The organism is Agrobacterium leguminum, from assembly GCF_005144435.2.
GTDB classification, from domain to species: Bacteria; Pseudomonadota; Alphaproteobacteria; order Rhizobiales; family Rhizobiaceae; genus Agrobacterium; species Agrobacterium leguminum.
In genome coordinates this window covers 1-19363 of record NZ_CP120211.1, presented here as the reverse complement: position 1 = coordinate 19363, position 19363 = coordinate 1, and the positions used below count along the sequence as shown (strand labels likewise).

General features: G+C 59.4%; 20 protein-coding genes. 9 read left to right on the top strand and 11 right to left on the bottom strand.

Annotated features, from left to right (window positions below; all coding sequences use genetic code 11):
* Positions 1-93 precede the first annotated feature (93 nt).
* The 8 genes from olsB to sppA form a co-directional block, all read right to left on the bottom strand.
* Entirely contained in the window at positions 94-975 is an 882-nt protein-coding gene (olsB, locus tag CFBP4996_RS00100) for a l-ornithine N(alpha)-acyltransferase (RefSeq protein ID WP_080852751.1), read from the bottom strand.
* 94 nt (positions 976-1069) lie between these two features.
* Positions 1070-3316, bottom strand: a complete 2247-nt coding sequence (locus CFBP4996_RS00095; protein WP_080852752.1) for a hybrid sensor histidine kinase/response regulator — start codon at positions 3314-3316, stop codon at positions 1070-1072.
* A gap of 55 nt (positions 3317-3371) precedes the next feature.
* Positions 3372-3860, bottom strand: a complete 489-nt coding sequence (lspA, locus tag CFBP4996_RS00090; protein ID WP_003520075.1) for a signal peptidase II — start codon at positions 3858-3860, stop codon at positions 3372-3374.
* On the bottom strand, positions 3860-4720 hold the full coding sequence (locus CFBP4996_RS00085; protein WP_080852753.1) for a TrmH family RNA methyltransferase: 861 nt from the start codon (positions 4718-4720) through the stop codon (positions 3860-3862). Before CFBP4996_RS00085 ends, lspA begins: the two co-directional genes overlap by 1 nt.
* The gene (locus CFBP4996_RS00080; RefSeq protein ID WP_121490304.1) at positions 4717-5850 is read right to left on the bottom strand and encodes a class I SAM-dependent methyltransferase; all 1134 of its coding nucleotides are present in this window, start codon (positions 5848-5850) and stop codon (positions 4717-4719) included. Before CFBP4996_RS00080 ends, CFBP4996_RS00085 begins: the two co-directional genes overlap by 4 nt.
* Positions 5851-5942: 92 nt before the next feature.
* A complete protein-coding gene (locus tag CFBP4996_RS00075) occupies positions 5943-6284 on the bottom strand; it encodes a LapA family protein (protein ID WP_162927450.1) in 342 nt (113 codons plus the stop codon).
* A gap of 62 nt (positions 6285-6346) precedes the next feature.
* On the bottom strand, positions 6347-6649 hold the full coding sequence (locus CFBP4996_RS00070; protein ID WP_003493505.1) for an integration host factor subunit beta: 303 nt from the start codon (positions 6647-6649) through the stop codon (positions 6347-6349).
* A gap of 26 nt (positions 6650-6675) precedes the next feature.
* Complete coding sequence (sppA, locus tag CFBP4996_RS00065; protein WP_003520081.1) at positions 6676-7629, bottom strand: signal peptide peptidase SppA; 954 nt, start codon at positions 7627-7629, stop codon at positions 6676-6678.
* Between the two features lie 234 nt (positions 7630-7863).
* Here sppA and lptC point away from each other — a divergent pair, with 234 nt between their 5' ends.
* The 6 genes from lptC (at position 7864) to ptsN (ending at position 13093) form a co-directional block, all read left to right on the top strand.
* The gene (lptC, locus tag CFBP4996_RS00060; protein WP_059759327.1) at positions 7864-8529 is read left to right on the top strand and encodes an LPS export ABC transporter periplasmic protein LptC; all 666 of its coding nucleotides are present in this window, start codon (positions 7864-7866) and stop codon (positions 8527-8529) included.
* A gap of 13 nt (positions 8530-8542) precedes the next feature.
* A complete protein-coding gene (locus CFBP4996_RS00055; RefSeq protein WP_003503784.1) occupies positions 8543-9106 on the top strand; it encodes an LptA/OstA family protein in 564 nt (187 codons plus the stop codon).
* A 9-nt stretch (positions 9107-9115) separates the two neighbouring features.
* Positions 9116-9925: an LPS export ABC transporter ATP-binding protein gene (lptB, locus tag CFBP4996_RS00050; RefSeq protein ID WP_003520083.1), complete on the top strand. Its 810-nt coding sequence runs from the start codon at positions 9116-9118 to the stop codon at positions 9923-9925.
* A gap of 266 nt (positions 9926-10191) precedes the next feature.
* On the top strand, positions 10192-11742 hold the full coding sequence (gene rpoN / locus CFBP4996_RS00045) for an RNA polymerase factor sigma-54 (RefSeq protein WP_080852755.1): 1551 nt from the start codon (positions 10192-10194) through the stop codon (positions 11740-11742).
* 234 nt (positions 11743-11976) lie between these two features.
* Complete coding sequence (gene hpf / locus CFBP4996_RS00040; protein ID WP_003520085.1) at positions 11977-12549, top strand: ribosome hibernation-promoting factor, HPF/YfiA family; 573 nt, start codon at positions 11977-11979, stop codon at positions 12547-12549.
* 82 nt (positions 12550-12631) lie between these two features.
* Positions 12632-13093, top strand: coding sequence for a PTS IIA-like nitrogen regulatory protein PtsN (gene ptsN, locus CFBP4996_RS00035; RefSeq protein WP_003503792.1), 462 nt, complete (start codon positions 12632-12634; stop codon positions 13091-13093).
* Between the two features lie 81 nt (positions 13094-13174).
* Here ptsN and grpE read toward each other — a convergent pair whose 3' ends face one another.
* Positions 13175-13810 carry a nucleotide exchange factor GrpE gene (gene grpE / locus CFBP4996_RS00030; protein WP_080852756.1) on the bottom strand — a complete coding sequence of 212 codons (636 nt, stop codon included), beginning with the start codon at positions 13808-13810 and terminating at the stop codon, positions 13175-13177.
* Between the two features lie 112 nt (positions 13811-13922).
* Entirely contained in the window at positions 13923-15014 is a 1092-nt protein-coding gene (gene hrcA / locus CFBP4996_RS00025; RefSeq protein ID WP_020811203.1) for a heat-inducible transcriptional repressor HrcA, read from the bottom strand.
* A gap of 135 nt (positions 15015-15149) precedes the next feature.
* Between hrcA and rph the strand changes: the two genes are divergently transcribed.
* From rph to hemW, 3 genes are read left to right on the top strand one after another with little or no spacing between them, the layout of a single operon-like run.
* Positions 15150-15866, top strand: coding sequence for a ribonuclease PH (rph, locus tag CFBP4996_RS00020; protein WP_003503798.1), 717 nt, complete (start codon positions 15150-15152; stop codon positions 15864-15866).
* A 17-nt stretch (positions 15867-15883) separates the two neighbouring features.
* Entirely contained in the window at positions 15884-16528 is a 645-nt protein-coding gene (gene rdgB / locus CFBP4996_RS00015) for an RdgB/HAM1 family non-canonical purine NTP pyrophosphatase (protein ID WP_080852757.1), read from the top strand.
* 5 nt (positions 16529-16533) lie between these two features.
* Entirely contained in the window at positions 16534-17733 is a 1200-nt protein-coding gene (gene hemW / locus CFBP4996_RS00010) for a radical SAM family heme chaperone HemW (RefSeq protein ID WP_059759503.1), read from the top strand.
* A gap of 70 nt (positions 17734-17803) precedes the next feature.
* Here the strand turns inward: hemW and dnaA are convergent, their stop codons facing one another.
* Positions 17804-19363 (bottom strand): chromosomal replication initiator protein DnaA, encoded by a 1560-nt coding sequence (gene dnaA / locus CFBP4996_RS00005; protein WP_035236627.1) that lies wholly within the window; start codon positions 19361-19363, stop codon positions 17804-17806.

Below are 19363 nucleotides of genomic sequence, written 5' to 3'. Positions count from 1 at the left end.
GAGCGCCGACACTAGCGGCAATCTCCACCTCAACACAACACGCGCGGGGACGCTGCCCACAAGAACATCCCGCCCGGCTGCGCCAAAACCCGGTCAGCCGTTGATGCGCTCGGCCTCGCCGCCATAGTAGCTGATGTAACGACCGGCGATGGACGAAACCGGCAGGACTACGAGGACGTCTGTGGTATTGAAGGCATGGTCCACGACCGCGCCGGAGCCAAACATGGCGCCAAGGCGCATATAGCCCTTGATCAGCGGCGGCATGGCGTTCAGCGCCTTGCGGGCGTTGAGCGCCTCTGCCGGAACGAGGTCCATCTCATGATAAAGCTCGGGAAGAGCGGAGGCTTCCCACTCGCCCTTGGCCACGCAATTATGATGCAGGAAAGACAGGGCAAGCGCGTGGGCTTCCGGCTGCACGCCGGGGAAGGAGGCGCAGCCGATCATGGCATCCATGCGGTGTTTCACGGCATAGGCCCAGTTGCCCTGCCACAGAAGCTCGACGGTGCGCTTGGTGCGATATTCGGGCAGCACGCAGGAACGGCCAAGCTCCATGAAGCGCTTGCCCGGATGGCGCGCAACGAGACCGGCGATGTCGAATTCGCTGGCGGAATAAAAACCGTTATTGGCAAGCGCGATTTCCTGCCGCAGCAGGCGATAGGTGCCGACGATCTGGTCTTCGCTGTCGCCTTCGATCGCCTTGTCGAGCACGAGCAGATGGTCGCAGACGCTGTCCCAGGCATCGATGTCGCGCTTGCGACGCATGGCTTCCGCGGGAAGCCGCGCCTTCATTTCCTCGACGAAAACCCGGTAACGCACGGATTGCGCGGCATCGATCTCGCGTTCATTTCTGGCGAGCCGTGTTTCCAGTGTGCCGATACGGCCGAAAAGACCCTCACTGTCCTGAGCTGCATCGGGACGAGGATTAATGACAACATTGTTTTCACAAATGTCGTGATTGAGGATTTCGGCAACCATGGGGAATCGCTCCGCCACCAAAGAATTTTCCTGTCATAAATCACTAATTGACGACAGAATAGTGACAAAATGCCGCCAGCGCGAGTCTGTCAAGTTATGATAGCGACAGGCGTTTCGCCTCCAGCAGACGGCGAATTTCCTCAACCAGCCGTCGCGGGTCGGCAGGCTTGGTCAAAACCGCACCGACACCGGCCCCAAGCAGGATTTCGGCGGTCGCGTCACTCGCATCTGCGCTGAGCACGATGACGGGAATATTTCTTTCGCCCTTCAGCGTATGGAGAAGGTCGGGAAGCACATTGAGCCCCTCGCCGCCTGGCATGTTGAGATCGGAGACGATGAGGTCAGGCAAGCGGGATGCGCCCGGCTCCACAGATTGCCGCAACGCCTCAAAATCCTCGACAGCGCGGACGATATAGCCGCTTTTTTCCAGAACGGCGCGGATGATGCGCTGATTGACGGCATCGTCTTCGGCCACGAGTATCTCGATACCGCTCGCCCCTTCCGCCACCCGTGAGGAAAATCCCACATCCGGGTGGTTGTCGTTGATGGCGTCGCGCCTCTCAATGCCGCGCAGACGACCGCACAGGACGTCGATCAGGGATTTTTCCCGCAATGGCCGGATCAACCAGGCGTCGAAGGCCACATGCATGGTCGACGGCCGCTCTTCGGGGCTGACCAGCAGCGTGCGGCGGACATTCTGTTGCGGCCAATCCTTCAGGGCTTCCCTGAACAGCGGCGAAATGCGCCGGTCGACGATGATGTCGGTGAGGTCGGCCGCTCGCGTGGCAGAACCCTTCCTCAGCTTTTCCAGATCCTCAGGCTGATGGATGAGAGTGCATTGACCGCCGAAAGCCTCGATCGCCTCCATCGTCACCGCCGCTGCCACGCCCTTCGGTGCGATGAGCAGGACATTTGTATGCCGCAGGCAATGACGCCTTGCCGGATCCGCCATTTCGGCAGGGGCGCCCGCCGGGCGAAACGCCAGTTTGAAAGTGCTGCCCTTGCCCTTGCGGCTGGAAACCGTGAGGCGGCCGCCGAATTCCCGCACGATACGGGCGGAAATCGCAAGTCCAAGGCCCGTGCCGGCGCTTCGCTGCGACAACGGGCCCGCCTGCTCGAATTCCCCGAAAATACGGGCCTGTTCCGCCCGGCTCATGCCCGGGCCGGTATCCTCGACGGCAATGTGCAATTCGTCGTCGGCCATGCGCGCCCGGATGACGACGCCGCCTTCCTGCGTGAATTTCACGGCATTGCCGAGGAGATTGAAGAGGACCTGACGTAGCCTCGCCGGGTCGAAATCGAGATGATCGGGCACATTCGGCGCAACGAAGGAGGTGATTTCTATGCCTTTTTCATGGGCGCGATGGGCCAGCATCTCGACGATGCTCTCGATCAACCGGCGCAGGTTTTCCGCGCGCGGGTTGAGCCTGAAGCGGCCGGCCTCCATGGTCGAATAATCCAGCAGATCCTCGACAAGCTGCACCAGCGACTGGCCAGATTGCCGCATGCCATCGAGATAATTTCGCTGCTCCTCGTTGAGCCTCGTCTGCGACAGAAGATGGTTCATGCCGAGCATGCCGGAAAGCGGCAGGCGGATTTCATGACTTACGGTGGCAAGCAGCCTCGCCTTTTCGGCATCGGCCTTTTCGGCACGCAGGCGGGCGTCCTCGCGCTCGCCGAGCGCAAGCCGCTCCTCGGTCACGTCTCTGGCGATGCTACTGATGAGAAGACGGCTGCTTGCCAGATCGCGGGTCACGACATCATGCCAGGAAAAGATGCGCTGACCGAACGGGGTCGCGATCTCCACATCATAGGCATGGACCTTGTCGCCCGGACGGAAAGCGATGCCGATTTCCTCGCAGCTCAGCCCTTCGGGCGCCGCACAGCCGGTCATTTCGCGAAAGACCCGGTTCGCTTCGACAATGCGCCGGTTCATGTCGCGGATCACGACGATATCGCCCATGAATTCCTGCATCTCGGCAATCAGCGAGCGGTTTTGCGTTTGCCGCAGCCTAAGATCGGAATCCGCAGCCCGCGCAGTGGGCTGATGGAAAGATTCATCAAAGAGCGCATAGAGCAGGACACCGACGAGCACGGCGCCAAAGAAGGTCGCCAGCGCAACTGTAACCGCATAAGGCACAGCAAGCGCGATCAGGGCTGCGGAAAAAGCCCCGACCGATAACGACGCGGCGACATAGAGCGCAATCGACCTGGTATCGGTCGCATGTTCTTCATCCGCATGGCGCGTTGTTGCCTCGACACGATCCGCCGGCTGCGCCGCCGTGGTGGCCAGGCCCAGCTCATCTGAAACTTTTTGCCGAAGTCTTGCCAGTTCGCTCATAGGCAACCGCTACCACGGCAGCGGTTTTGATATGTTTGGCTGAAACCCTAAAATTTTACTTTTTAGCCGTCCGGGCGTGCAAAAACTCGTCGAGAATGACGCAGGCTGCGCCGATGGTTATGAAACTGTCAGCCAGATTGAAGACCGCGAAGGACCATGTCTGCGTATGAAACAGGATATAGTCGATGACATGTCCATAAAAAAAACGGTCGAGCAGATTGCCGGCAGCACCCGCGATGATGAAGGCGAAACCGAGATGGGCAAAGGTGCGGTCCGCCGCCGTCTTGCGCCACAGCCACAAGACGAAGACCACGATGACGAGCCGCATGCTGACGATGAACCAGCCGTGCATATCCTCCAGCATCGAAAAGGCCACGCCGAGATTGTAGGTGCGATAAAGCGCCAGGAACGGGGCAACGGGAACCATCTCCTGCAGCGGCAGATAGGCTTCGACCAGCTGCTTGACGATCTGGTCCAGCACCAGTGCGGCGACGATCAGCGCAAAGGCAGGGCCGAATTTCGAGAACAAAGCCGCTTTGGCCATTACGTCACCGGTGCGAGTTCGAGGAGATGTCGCCGCGCCTCAAACAGCATGACGGCAGTTGCGATGGCGAGATTAAGGCTGTCGGCGCGGCCCTGCTGGGGAATGCGCGCCAGCTGGTCGGCCTTGCCGGCGAGTTCCGGCGGCAGGCCGGATTGCTCATTGCCCATCAAGAGCACGACCGGCTTTCCGGCATAGTCGATCTTTCGATAATCCACCGAGCCGGCGAGATGGGTGGCGACGACGCTGACCTGCGCCGATTTTTTCCAGGACAGGAATTCCTCGACCGAAGCGCGGGCGACGGGCGTGGCGAAGACCGACCCCATGGTGGCACGCACCGTTTCCAGCGAAAACGGATCGGTGCAGTCGCCGACAAGAATGACGCCCGAAGCACCCGCCGCATCAGCCGTGCGGATGATGGTGCCGAGATTGCCGGGATCACGAACCCGGTCGAGCGCGATATAGGTCTCACCCTTTTCCGGGCAGATATCCTTCAGCGGCTTCCATTTCTGTTCGAAAATGCCGACGACCATCTGCGGATTGTCGCGGCGGGTGATCGAGGCGATAATCTTTTCGCTGACTTCGAGCACCAGACCGCCCGATGCGACCGTCTTCACCGCCGCCTGCTCCACCAGCGGCTTGCCCTTGGCGGCCTTGGCATAAACCAGCGTCTTGATCGTCCAGCCCAGTTCGAGCGCGTCGATGACCAGCTTCAGGCCTTCCGCCATGAAGGTGCCGGTCTCTTCCCTGCCCTTTTTCTGTGTGAGCGCCTTGATATCCTTGATGATGGGATTGGCAAGGCTGGTCACTTCCTTGACCTGGCCAACCCGGCGCGTGGTGTTTTCGCGCATATCTTTCATCATTTCGGCTCCCAGCGGCTGAATAGCGATGTGGAAAGCACACGGCCCGGCGTCTTGCCGTCAAGCCCGGCCTCGCGAATGACGAGTTCGCCGGACGCGACAACGCCACCGGTGCCGCGCATGGTTTCACGCATCAGCTCATGCATCGAATAGAAGCTGGCCCTGATGGAATAGGCCGTCAGCACAAGGCCGAGCGCCTTGGGCGACAGGATTTCCCGGCAGATATCCAGCATCAGCGGCAGATGATCGAATAATTGCCAGACCTCGCCATGCGTGCCACGGCCGAATTTCGGCGGATCGGTGAGGATGATATCGTAGCTATTGCCGCGGCGCTCCTCACGCTGGATGAACTTCATCGCGTCTTCACAAATCCAGCGGATCGGTGCCTGTTCGAGCCCGGCAAGCGCCTGGTTCTCCTTTGCCCAGCCGATCGCTTTCTTGGAAGCATCGACATGGGTAACTTCGGCGCCCGCAGCCGCCGCGACCAGCGAAGCGACGCCGGTATAACCGAACAGGTTCAGCACTTTCAGCGGCCGGTCGGCGGTCTCGACGGCGTTTTTCAGCCATTCCCAATGGACGATCTGTTCCGGAAAGACACCAACGTGGCGGAAAGCGGTGAAACGGCCAAGAAAGTCGACCCCGAGCAGGGATAATGGCCAGGTTTCGCCAAGCGCCGCCTTTGGAAAACGCCAGCGGCCCATGCCGTCCTCATCTGTATCGCCGGTGAAAATGGCGTCGGCATTCTGCCATACGCGGTCGGGAACCGACGGTTGCCACAGCGCCTGCGCCTCGGGACGGACGACGCGATATTCGCCGTATTGTTCGAGCTTCAGGCCGTTACCGCTGTCGATCAGGTGAAAATCGCCAGCACCGCTCGATTCCAGAATAACCGGAACCTGTTCAGCGGGACGGTCGCCGGTGCGGGGCTTGAGCGGTCGCGCAGGCACCTGCTCAACGGCTGTCGCCGGAGTAACCTTTTCCCTCGGCGCAGGTTTTGGCGCGCTGCGGACAGCGTCCGGCTCGCGCTTTTTCGGTGCCACTTCCGCCCGCCGTGCCGGCTTTGCGGCATGAACCTGTTTTTTCTCGCTCCCGGCACGTGCACGATTGCCCGGCCGGCTGTCTTTTTTCTTCAATGGAAATCTTTCCGCTTCTGCCCGCGTCTTATGGCGCAGCAAATAGCATTCCATGCGCCGCTCGCCTAGAGCCGGAACGAATGTCGGCTACATCACTTTGCCGGGAGTTGTCCGGCATTTGGAAGGTGACCTGTCGCAGCGGCTTTCTGCCGGTTCGCCTCATCATGCCAGCGAACGGCTTCCTTCGCCTCGATACGGGCGCGTTTGCGATGTTTGCCCTGGGCGAACCATGTAGCCGCCGATCCCAGCAGCACACCGAAAATGACTGCCAGAAACAGGAATACGAAAAACGGCGCGGTGAAGGACAGAACGCCATCTTCCGGTCGGAACGGATTTAACGCCAGCGTCACGGCCTGACGATTGGCAACGCACAGGATGACGAGAATAATCGCCAGCGGAAGCAGGATGATGAGGTTGATGATTTTTTTCGACATCCGAGAATACTCCATCGCTGCGGGGCTCCGCTAGCTCCGTTTCCGGCGCGGGCTGAGGACGATCAATCGTCCTCTTCGTCACCCATGCCGGGGTTCAGGCGCTCGCGCAGTTCCTTGCCCGTCTTGAAGAAAGGCACCCATTTTTCCTCGACGAAAACCGACTCACCCGTGCGCGGGTTCCGACCGGAACGCGACGGACGGTTTTTCACCGAAAATGCGCCGAAACCACGAAGCTCGACACGATTTCCTGCCGCCAGGGCGTCGGTGATTTCATCCAGCACCGCATTGACGATGTTTTCCACGTCACGGTGATAAAGGTGCGGGTTACGCGCAGCAACGATCTGCACCAGTTCAGACTTGATCACGGTTGCCCCCTGAAAGAATTGGATTTTTAACGCGGCTCAACCTGCCAAACGGAAACAAGACCGTCAAGAAACAACTTGTCCGTACCGAGCTGGCCGGGGCCTGCGAAGGGAATTAAATCGTCATATCCCAGAAACTTCGCTATTTGCGCAACACTGAAAAGCGCAAAAGGCGAGCGGGATGACGGGGCGCGCCATTCGACGATCGGCAAATCCTTGGCAACACCGCGTGTTTCGAAATAGCTGCGAATTTCCTTTTCGCCGCCCAGCGTATCGACCAGCTTGTTGGCGAGCGCCTGCCTGCCGGTGAAAATCGATCCATCCGCCAGTTTCAGCACGTCTTCGCGCGGCAGCTTGCGGCGATCGGCCACAAGGTCGACAAACCAGCCATAGCTGTCCATCACCATGGCGCGGATCATCGTCTTCGCCTCCTCCGGCGCCTCGTGGAACGGCGAAGGCTCCGCCTTCATCGGCGACGACTTGATTTCCTGCAGCGAAACGCCGAGCTTTTCCATCAACTGGCCAAGCTGGGGGTACTGGAAGATCACGCCGATCGAGCCGGTGATCGAGGTCTCGCCAGCGACGATGACATCGCCTGCCGATGCGATCATATAACCTGCAGAAGCGGCGAGCGTGCGCACATCCGAGACAACCGGCTTCTTTTCCGCCACGCCTCGAATGGCCTTGAAGATGCGCTCACCGCCATAGGTGGTGCCGCCCGGCGAGGAAATTGACACGATCAGCCCTTTGACATTCTCGCTCTTGGCGATCTTGTCGAGCCGCTCGAGAAGTTCGGTATTGTCGGTGATCAGGCCGGAGACCTCGACGCGGGCAATATGGGGCTTCGCACTTTGCTGCGGTCCATCCCATAAAAACCGGTAAAGACCGAAAGCACCGGCGACAAGCAGGAGAACGGCGGCAATCCGCCAGAAAGTCAGCTTGCGGCGCAACCGCCTGCGATCCGCTATCGCCATATTGTCCATAAAAACCTCTGTCATCCGCTTTTGCGCTTCAGGCCATATGGTTCTTCTAACGCGAAGCCGCAAGGAAACAATAAGGAAACCAGAATTACGATAAAATTCGCATTTCCCTTGCACCTCTCCAGACAAAAACCATATTGGCAGGACAAAGCACTCATGCCAAAGACATTTAGATAGAGACACAAGCTTCGATTGTGCGCCAGAATGGCGCCCTAGAAGTATTCCGGACCCACTCTTATGCTCGAAAGACTCCGCGAACCCGCGCCAGCATTTTCGCTGCCCAATGACCAGAACGGCGCCTATGACACCGCGCTGCGGCATTCTGCGCGCGTAAAGCGGCTGAAAATCATTCTGCCGCTCGGCGCGGCAATCATTTCGCTCGCCTTCATCGCCGTTTCGGTTATCCGAACCTGGGCGCCCGACGAGGTCTCTCTTGAGAGCGCACGAATTGAAGACGGCAAGATCGTGATGGAAAAACCCGCTGTTGCCGGCCGCAACGAGAAGGGGATCGATTATTCCATGAACGCCGACCGTGCGTTGCAGGACATCGCCAACCCCAATCTCATGACGCTTGAGAAGGTTCTGGCGGCAGTGCCGGTAAACGACAGCGTCGCGCAGGTGATCGCCCAGGAAGGCATTTTCGACCGGGCGACCAACAAGCTGAAGATGACCGCCCCTTTTGACATCAATCTCAGCAATGGCATACAAGCGAAGTTCCAGTCTGCGGATGTCGATCTGAAGGCTGGGAAAATGAGCAGCCAGGAGCCGGTTTCGATCAAAACAAACGACGGCTCGATTGTTGCGCAATCGATTGACATCGCCGATAATGGCAAGACAATTACATTTTCGGGGCAGGTACGGGCACGTATCGCTGCATCCAATATCAAGAATGAAGGCAAGTGAGAGCCCGGTCCAGATGATGCAAATTTCCCGTCCCGTTTCCCTTGGCAAATCCGCCGGCCTTGCAGCCGCAGGTCTTGTTTTTTCGTGTCTTGCAACTGTGGCTTTCGCCCAGAACACCACCAGCAACATGCAGGGCGTCAAGCTCTCCGGCGACCAGCCTATCGCGATTGAAAGCGATCAGCTCGAGATTCGCGATCAGGAGCGCAAGGCCTATTTCACCGGCAATGTGAAAGTGGTGCAGGGAACGACCACCCTTCAGGCCGGCAAGATGACCGTGAATTACAAGGGCGAGGGTTCTTCGCTCACCAGCGGCGACGCCAATATCGAAAAAATCTTCGTCGACAATAATGTCTATCTGACGTCCGAGACCCAGAAGGCGACGGCCGATCACGGCGAATTCGACATGGCGGCGCAGACCTTCATTCTGACCGGCAAGCAGGTCGTGCTGTCCGAAGGCACGAATGTGTTCACCGGCTGCAAGCTCACCGTTCTGATGAATACGGGACAGGCCAAGCTGGAAAGCTGCGGCGGCCCTGTCCGGATCATGCTCGATCCGAAATCGCAGAAAAAACAGTAGTCTTTCCTCGTGAAGATACCCTCGATCTCAAAGATATTCGGCGGCGGGCGCAGCCGATCCGCGGACGCGGCCTCGCCGGCGGACAAGACCCCCTATCAGGGCACGCTGATCGCGCATGGCCTGACGAAGACCTATAATACGCGCCGTGTCGTCAACGGGGTTTCGCTGGTCGTGCGCCGAGGCGAGGCCGTGGGACTGCTCGGCCCGAACGGTGCAGGCAAAACCACCTGTTTTTACATGATCACGGGCCTGGTGCCCGTGGATACCGGCAAGATCGCCATCAACGGCAACGATGTCACCACCATGCCGATGTATCGACGCGCACGTCTCGGCGTCGGTTATCTGCCGCAGGAAGCATCGATCTTCCGGGGATTGACGGTTGAGGAAAACATCCGCGCCGTGCTGGAAGTGCATGAGCCGGACGCTGCCAAGCGCAACCGCAAGCTCGATGAGCTGCTGGAAGAGTTTCATATCGCCCAACTGCGAAAGTCGCCTGCCGTGGCGCTTTCAGGTGGTGAGCGGCGGCGTCTGGAAATCGCGCGCGCACTCGCGACCGATCCGACCTTCATGCTGCTCGACGAGCCTTTCGCGGGCGTCGATCCGATTTCGGTCAGCGATATTCAGAATCTGGTGAGACACCTGACTGCGCGCGGCATCGGCGTTCTCGTGACCGACCACAATGTCCGTGAAACGCTCGGTCTTATCGACCGCGCATACATCATCCATGCCGGCGAGGTTCTGACGCATGGACGTCCGGACGATATCGTCAACAATCCGGATGTACGCCGCCTCTATCTCGGCAATAATTTCAGCCTTTGAGACCTGGAGCGGGATAGCGAAAAGTGTGTGCGGTTTTCGCTTGAAATCCCGCTCTAATTATATGATCTAGATCGTGATTTAAGATTTCAGGTAGTTTCGGCCTAAAATCATCATGATCGGCACGCGAAAGATTCTTCATCCCGCCCCGCCCTGACGCTTGACCAAACAAGATAAAAAAGCAATTTTTGGGCCAAGTTCCGTCGTCTCAGTAAAATTTCTGGAAAATCAGGCGACGGAGAAGCTGTAAGGGGAGTTTCGCGTCCGCCATGGCATTGTCTGCCAGCCTTTTGCTGCGTCAAAACCAGTCTCTCGTGATGACACCGCAACTGATGCAGTCCATCCAGCTGCTTCAGATGACTCATTTCGAGCTGACGCAGTTCATCGCGCAGGAGGTGGAGCGCAATCCACTGCTGGAAATTGCGGCAAACGATGGCGATTTGAGCAGCGATGCCCCGGCAGAGACCGAGAGTTTCGGTGACGCAGACGGCGAAGGCTCGGAGAGATCCGCCACGGTGACGCCCGACAGCGACGACTGGTATGGCGACCGCGCCGCAAATCTCGGCGAGCAACTGGACACCAGCTTCGAAAATGTCTTTCCCGACGATGCCGAGCCCAGAAAAGCCGATGCGCCCGAACTGGCCGGCCAATGGAAATCCATGCCCGGCCAGGAGTCGGGGGAAAGTTACGATCTCGACGATTTCGTCGCGGCCAGACAGAGCCTCAGCGACCATCTCAATCAGCAACTGCCGCTCGCCATATCCGCCGCCGAGGACCGGATGATCGCCGATGCGCTGATCGGCCAGCTTGACGAGACCGGCTATATTGCGGCGGATGCCGTCGACGACGTCGCCGAACGGCTGGGCGCGGCCCCGTCGGCGGTCGAGCACGTTCTGAAGACGCTTCAGGGCTTCGACCCACCGGGTGTATTTTCCCGCTCCTTAAGCGAATGTCTCGCAATCCAGCTTGCCCAGAAGGATCGGCTCGACCCGGCCATGCGGGCTTTCGTCGACAATCTGGAACTTCTGGCGAAACGCGACTTCGCCTCCCTTAAAAAAATCTGCGGCGTCGATGAGGAAGACCTCCTCGACATGCTGGCGGAAATCCGCACGCTCAATCCCCGCCCCGGCGCGGGTTACGATTCGATGGTTTCGGAGACCATCGTTCCCGACATTATCGTTCGCCCCTCCTCCACCGGCGGCTGGCTGGTGGAAATCAATCCCGAGACGCTGCCGCGCGTGCTTATCAACCAGAGTTATTTCGCCGAGGTGTCGAAACATAAGGCGCGTGCAGGCGAGGATCAGGATTTTCTGACTGAGTGCATGCAGACGGCGCATTGGCTGACCCGCAGCCTCGATCAGCGCGCCCGGACAATCATGAAGGTGGCGACGGAAATCGTGCGCCAGCAGGACGCCTTTCTCGTCAATGGCGTAGATCATCTGCGCCCGCTGAACCTCAAGACGGTGGCCGACGCCATCAAGATGCACGAATCCACCGTCAGCCGGGTGACATCGAAAAAATACATGCTGACGCCGCGCGGTCTGTTCGAACTGAAATATTTCTTCAGCGTGTCGATCAGCGCCGTGGAAGGCGGAGACAGCCATTCGGCGGAAGCGGTGCGCCACCGCATCAAGGCCATGATCGCGCAGGAGGCCGCCGAGGCGGTTCTTTCAGACGATGATATCGTCGACAATCTGAAAAAGAGCGGCATCGATATCGCCCGCCGCACCGTCGCCAAATATCGCGAGGCGATGAACATCCCCTCCTCCGTGCAAAGGCGCCGGGAAAAGAAGGCGATGGCCAAGCTGTCCGCCTTCTGAGGGGCGGCCGCGATCACGTTTATGGCGGTTTTTTGCCGCACCATTGACTCTTGCCACGGCAAGGGCTAGAAGCCCGCCGCACACGTAAGCAAGGTCGTTTGTAACGGATTCATCTCCACCGTCCATGGGCGTAAAATTCGAATGAGGGCTTTTTAAGGTCTTCGAAACGCTTGGATGCGCGCGCGGCTTGACGTAAGCTGGTACTCGCAAATCACTACAAAAAGGAAAATTTCCATGAGTGTGCGTGTATCTGGTAAACATATGGAGATCGGTGAATCTTTCCGTCAGCGGATCGAGGACAATATAGGTCTGGCGGTTACCAAATACTTCGATGGGGGGTATTCAGGCCAGGTGACCGTGGAGAAGTCCGGATCGCGTTTTGCCGCGGACTGCAAGCTGCATCTCGATACCGGCGTTGTATTGCATGCGGCGGGTCAGGCAAATGATCCGCAGGCGAGCTTCGATGCCGCCGCAGAGCGGATCGAGAAGCGCCTGCGCCGCTACAAGCGCAAGCTTAAGGACCACCACAATGGTGCGAATGGCGTGTCGCAGGAAATCGCCTATACGGTGATGGATGCTATTCCCGATGAGGACCACGAGGTTCCTGAAGATTACGCACCCACCATCGTAGCGGAGAGTTCGAAACAGATTAAGACAATGTCCGTCGCCAGCGCCGTGATGGCGCTCGACATGACGGACGAACCGGTTCTGCTGTTCCGCAGCCCGGGCAAGGAATATCTCAACATCGTTTACCGGCGTCATGACGGCAATATTGGCTGGATCGACGCGGAAACGATCAAGAGCTGAACAGTCTGACAAGACGTGGGAGGCAGAGCGTGAAAGTGCATCTGCCTCCTGCATCGTCTCGATGGCATGAAGGAAAAAGAGAATGGCGTTGGCAGATTTGCTGCAACAAGATGCGATTATTCCCGCCCTCAAGGTGAATTCCAAAAAGCAGTTGCTTCAGGAGCTGGCCGCAAAGGCAGCCAGAATTACCGGAGTCTCGGAACGGGAAGTTTTCGACGTCATCCTCCAGCGTGAGAAACTCGGCTCCACCGGTGTGGGCCACGGCATCGCCATTCCGCATGGCAAGCTCAACAGCATCCATCAGATCACCGGCGTCTTCGCACGCCTTGAAACACCGGTCGATTTCGAAGCGCTGGACGACCAGCCGGTCGATCTGGTTTTCCTGCTGCTCGCGCCCGAGGGCGCCGGCGCGGATCACCTGAAGGCATTGTCCAGAATTGCACGCGCCCTGCGCGACCCTGAACTGGTCGCCAAGCTGCGCGCCACCGATTCCGACACTGCAATCTACGCTTTTCTCAATCAGGAGCAGGCGACCGCGGCCTGATCGCGGGCTAACTCTCTCAGTTTAGCGGCAATAAAAAACGCGCCCTGAAGGCGCGTTTTTTATGACGTAAGGATAGATGCCTTACGCGTCTTTTTCATTGAGAGACGAGGTGCCCGGCTCGGCCGATGCGGCAACTTCCGCCTTCGGGCCGCCCTTGGCGACGCCGACCATTGCCGGGCGCAGGACGCGGTCGCCGATGGTGAAACCGGCCTGAACCACCTGCAGCACGGTATTGTTCGGAACCGCCGGATTCGGAATTTCGAACATGGCCTGATGGAAATTCGGGTCGAACTTTTGGCCCTCGGCATCGATCTTCTTCACGCCGTGGCGTTCCAGCGTCGACAGCATCGAACGTTCCGTCATCTCGACGCCTTCGATCAAGCCGTTGAGACCGGCTTCGCCATTGGTCTTGAGTTCATCGGGAATGGCTTCAAGCGCGCGGCGAAGATTATCGGAAACGGCGAGCATATCGCGCGCGAAACCAGCGAGCGAATAGGCTTTCGCATCCTTGACATCGCGCTCCGTGCGACGGCGAAGATTGTCCATTTCGGCCGCAAGGCGCAGGAACTTGTCACGCAGGTCGGCATTTTCAGCCTTCAGCAGCTCGACCGGATCGGGTTCGGCAGCGTCAATCGGCTCTTCCCCGGCGAGCGCGGGTTCGACAAACTCTTCGGCGACGTCCGCGTCAGGTCCGGGCTTTTTTGTATCGTCGGTCATGACGTTCTCCAGATTTGAATATGTTGGTTGCGCCCGATATCGAGCTTTGACGGGCAAAAATCAAGGCTTGCGGCGAAAAGCTTGCCGCATTCCCTGACCTTGCCGGTCTGTCCTATCTCTGCTTGCGGGAAAGGCGAGCCATGATCTGCGCCGTATAGTCCACCATCGGCACGATACGGGCGTAGTTCAGCCGGGTCGGGCCAATGACGCCGACCGCACCCACGACACGATTGTCCTCATCGCGATAGGGCGCGACGATCAGCGACGAACCGGACAGCGAAAACAGCTTGTTTTCCGAGCCGATGAAAATCCTGACCCCCGAGCCGCTTTCCGCGAGATTGAGGATCTCGATGAGATTTTCCTTGCGCTCCAGGTCGTCGAACAGCAGGCGCACCCGATCGATATCTTCCTCACCGGCGAGACCTTCAAGCAGGTTGGAGCGACCGCGAACGATGAGACGGCCGAGCTTGCCCTCCTCATTGTCTCCCGCCCATACCGCCAGACCGCGCTCCACGAGGTCCTGCGCCAATATGCCGAGTTCCGATTGCAGCTCCGCCCGCTGCGTCTGAAACTGACCGCGCAACTCATGCAGCGTCTGACCGGAGAGATGGGCATTGATGAAATTCGCCGCTTCGGTCAATTGCGACGAAGAGATGCCAGCCGGCAATTCGATGATGCGGTTTTCGACCTGATTGTGGTCGCCCACCAGCACGGCGAGCGCCTTGGTGGGCTCCAGCCTTATGAATTCGACATGCTTGAGGATGACGTCGTTCTTCGCCGTCAATACGAGGCCCGCGCCGCGCGACATGCCGGACAACATGCGGCTAGCCTCCGTCAACAGGCCTTCCAGCGATTGCTCGTGGCCGGCGACCGGCCCGATCTGACGGTCGATAGTCGCCCTTTCCTCGGCGGGCAGATCACCCACCTGCATGAAGGCGTCAACAAAGAAGCGCAGCCCCGTCTGGGTCGGCAGGCGACCGGCGCTGATATGCGGCGAATAGATGAGGCCGAGCTCTTCGAGATCGCTCATGACGTTGCGAACGGAGGCGGGTGAAAGCGACATCGGCAACAGCCGCGACAGGCTGCGCGATCCGAGCGGCTCGCCCGTATCGAGATAACCTTCGACGATGCGCCGGAAAATTTCCCGAGACCGTTCATCCAGCAGCGATGCCTGATCTTTTGATAGCGGTGCGGAAAAACCCATTTCGTCCGTTCTTTGTCGTTCAAACCAGCTCGCATCAATATAATGCGTTGCAACGCCGCGGCAAAATGGAAATTGGCTTTGCAAAAGCCCGGGCCTCGCCTTAGAAGGCAGGGACCAACATGGAGAGTGGATCATATGCGGCCTTCAGGCAGAAAAACCGACCAGATGCGCAAGGTTTCCTTCGAGCGCAATTTCTCGAAACATGCCGAAGGTTCCTGTCTCGTGAAATTCGGCGACACGCATGTGCTCGTCACCGCAAGCCTTGAAGAAAAGACGCCGCCGTGGCTGCGCAACAGCGGCAAGGGCTGGGTCACCGCCGAATATGGCATGCTGCCGCGCTCCACCCATGAGCGCATGAAGCGCGAGGCCGCTTCCGGCAAGCAGGGCGGCCGCACGCAGGAAATCCAGCGCCTCATCGGCCGTTCGCTGCGCGCCGTCGTCGATTTGCAGGCGCTCGGCGAGCGCCAGATCAGCATCGACTGCGACGTGATCCAGGCTGATGGTGGCACCCGCACCGCCTCCATCACCGGCGCATGGATTGCCCTGCATGACTGCCTGAAATGGATGGAAACCCGCAACATGATCAAGGTCGAGAAGGTTCTGAAGGACCATATCGCCGCGATCTCCTGCGGCATCTTCGCAAACCAGCCGGTGATCGATCTCGATTATCTCGAAGATTCCTCCGCCGAGACCGATGCAAATTTCGTCATCACCGGCTCCGGCGGCATCGTCGAGGTTCAGGGCACGGCGGAAGGCGCGCCCTTCTCCGAGGAAGAATTCCTGACGCTGCTCGGTCTCGCCAAGGCCGGTTGCAGCGAACTGGTCGCCCTTCAGAAACAGGCGATCGCCTGAGCCGACAGGAAAGCACCATGCGCAAGCTCGATACCAGAACGATCGTCGTCGCCAGCCATAACAAGGGCAAGATCGCCGAAATCGCCGATCTGATCGGGCCTTTCGGCTTTTCCGCCAAATCGGCGGCGGAGCTGAATTTCGAAGAGCCGGATGAGACGGGTGCGACCTTCGAGGAAAATGCCGCCATCAAGGCGCTTGCCTCCGCGAAGGCATCCGGCCTTCCGGCTTTGTCCGACGATTCCGGTCTGGTCATCGATGCGCTGGATGGTGCGCCGGGCGTCTATACCGCCAATTGGGCGGAAACGGCCGATGGCACGCGCGACTTCGCCATGGCAATGCAGAAGGTCGAGGATGCGCTGGCCGAGCGTGGCGCATCGAAGCCGGAAGACCGCACCGGCCGCTTCGTCAGCGTGCTGTGCCTGGCCTGGCCGGATGGGCATCTCGAATATTTCCGCGGCGAGGTGGAAGGCACGGTGGTGTGGCCGCCGCGCGGAACGAGCGGTTTCGGTTACGATCCGGTCTTCAAACCGGAAGGATACGACACCACATTCGGCGAGATGAGCGCGGATGAAAAACACGGCTGGAAACATGGCGACGCCTTCGCGCTTTCGCACCGTGCCCGGGCGTTTAAAAAATTCGTAGAAACCTGCCTGGAGGCATGAACCCGATGGTCGGGGAGCATCAACTTTCTGCCCCCGGCGCGTCGCTTCTGCCGGATACGGGCGATCCCGGTTTCGGGATCTATCTGCATTGGCCCTTCTGTGCGGCCAAATGTCCCTATTGCGATTTCAATAGCCATGTCCGCCACCGGCCGGTGGATCAGGAACGGTTTACGGCGGCCTTTCTCCGTGAAATGGAGCATATGCGGACGCTGAGCGGCCCGCGTGTCGTAACCAGCATCTTCATGGGCGGCGGCACGCCATCGCTAATGGACCCGCAGACGGTCGCGGCACTTCTCGATGGCGTCTCGCGCTTCTGGCATGTGCCAGATGGTATCGAGATCACCATGGAAGCCAATCCTTCCAGCGTCGAGGCAGAGCGTTTTCGCGGTTACCGGGCTGCGGGCGTCAACCGCGTCTCGCTCGGCGTGCAGGCGCTGAACGACCGCGACCTGAAGTTCCTCGGCCGCCTGCATGATGTTGCCGATGCCTTGAAAGCCATCCGGCTGGCGCGGGAGATTTTTCCGCGCATGTCCTTCGATCTCATCTATGCCCGCCCGAACCAGACGGTGGCCGAATGGGACGCCGAGCTGAAAGAGGCTGTCTCCTACGCTGTCGACCATCTGTCGCTCTATCAGCTGACCATCGAGGAAGGCACGCCCTTCTACGGGCTGCACAAGGCCGGCAAGCTGATCGTGCCGGATGGCGAACATTCGGCCGTGCTTTATGAGGCGACGCAGGAAATCACCGAGCGTTACGGCATGCCGGCCTATGAGGTTTCCAACCATGCCCGGCCCGGCGCTGAAAGCCGCCACAACCTGACCTACTGGCGTTATGGCGATTATGCCGGCATCGGCCCCGGCGCGCATGGACGCCTGACGAGAGGCGCTTCCAAGCTCGCAACCGCCACCGAGCGCCACCCGGAAAACTGGCTCGAAACCGTTGAGCGGGAAGGCCACGGCATGGTCGATCAGGAACTGCTTGGCGTCGATGAACAGGCCGATGAATTGCTGCTGATGGGACTTCGCCTGCGCGAAGGCATCGATCTCGCCCGCTGGAGCGACCTTTCCGGCCGCGATCTCGACCCGGAGAAGGAGGAATTCCTCCTCCAGCACGGTTTCGTGGAGAGGCTCGGCAATTCCCGCCTGCGCTGCACGCCGTCCGGCATGCTTATTCTGGACGCGGTGGTGGCCGATCTCGCCTGCTGACGCCGGCCTCCACCCCAGCTTTAGCCCAATAAACAAGACGACAAAAAAAGCGGCCCGAAGGCCGCTTTTTTCATGCGTTGTTTTCGTTGATCAGGCGTTTCAACAGCTCAACCTCATGGCCGAGCTTGGTGTCGCCGGAAATCAGTTCCTCGATCTTGCGCACGGCATGCAGAACCGTGGTGTGATCGCGACCGCCGAAACGGCGACCGATCTCGGGGAAGGAACGCGGCGTCAGCATCTTTGCCAGATACATGGCGATCTGGCGCGGCTTGACGATGACGCGGGTGCGGCGGTTGGACACCAGCTCCTGTCGCGACACATTATAGTGCTTGGCGACGATGCGCTGAATATCCTCGATGCGTACACGCTTGGCCTCACCCGTCCCGACGAGATGCGACAGCAGCTCATCGACACGATCAACCGAGAGGTTCGGCTCGAAGGAGCGACGGAACATCAGCTGGTTGAAGGCGCCTTCCAGTTCGCGTCCGCTTGCCGTCACGCTCTTGGCCACATGGGTCAGGATTTCATCCGAAATCTCGAAGGACGGATCGTCCTGACGTGCCGAGCCGAGACGGCGGTTGAGCATTTCATAGCGCATGTCGTAGTCGGGACCTTCGATCTCGATGGCCATGCCGCCCTGAAGACGGGAACGGACACGCGGATCGAGCGATTCCAGCTCCCACGGCGCACGGTCAGCCGCAACCACGACCTGCTTGGCGCTGTCGAGCAGCATGTTGAGCAGGTGGCAGAATTCGTGCTGGATCATCTTGCCCTGCAGGAACTGCATGTCATCGATGACGAGCAGGTCGATATTGCGCAGCGTGTCCTTCAGCGTCAGCGCGTCATTGTCGCGGATCGCGGTTGCGAAACGCCACATGAAATATTCGGCCGTCAGATAGACGACGCGCGGATTGCGCGGGCTGTCGATGGCGGCATTGGCGATTGCCTGCAGAAGATGCGTCTTGCCGAGGCCGACACCCGCATGGATGAAGAGCGGGTTGAAGCGCACGGCGCCGGCACCGGCTTCGGCGATCGTCTTTGCCGCCGCAAGCGCGACGCGGTTGGACGAGCCTTCGACAAAGGTATCGAAGGTGAAACGTGTGTCGAGCGGCGAACCGAACAACGGCCCGGAACCGCCCTGACGCAGGGTCGCCTGCGAAGCCGCAGGCTGTGCGGCAGGCGTCGCGGGCTGCGACGGAATGAAGGACTTGTTACGCTGAACCGCGCCGACTTCCGGAACGGGCTGCGCCCTTTCCTCGGTCTGAGCCGGACGGACCGGGCGGCTGGCCGAGCGGACCAGAATCTCCACCTTCAGCACATCCGGATCCTCGCTCTGGACGAGGTTCGTGATCAGATCCATATAACGGTTGTTGATCCAGGACTTCAGAAAGGTCGTCGGAACGGTAAAACGGACGACGCTTTTCGAAACGGAATGGAGTTTGAGCCGTGCAAACCAGCTTGCATAGACCTCCGGACCAACCTGTGCCTTGAGCCGCGCGCTAAAACGTTCAAACAGCGCATCGTGCGTCATTGCCGATTTGTCCCCTGCCGCATCTGAGCAAGCTGCATCACGCGTCTTTGGTGCGCGGTCCCCATCAGCCACCGCACCCATCGCCAAATTCAATTGCAT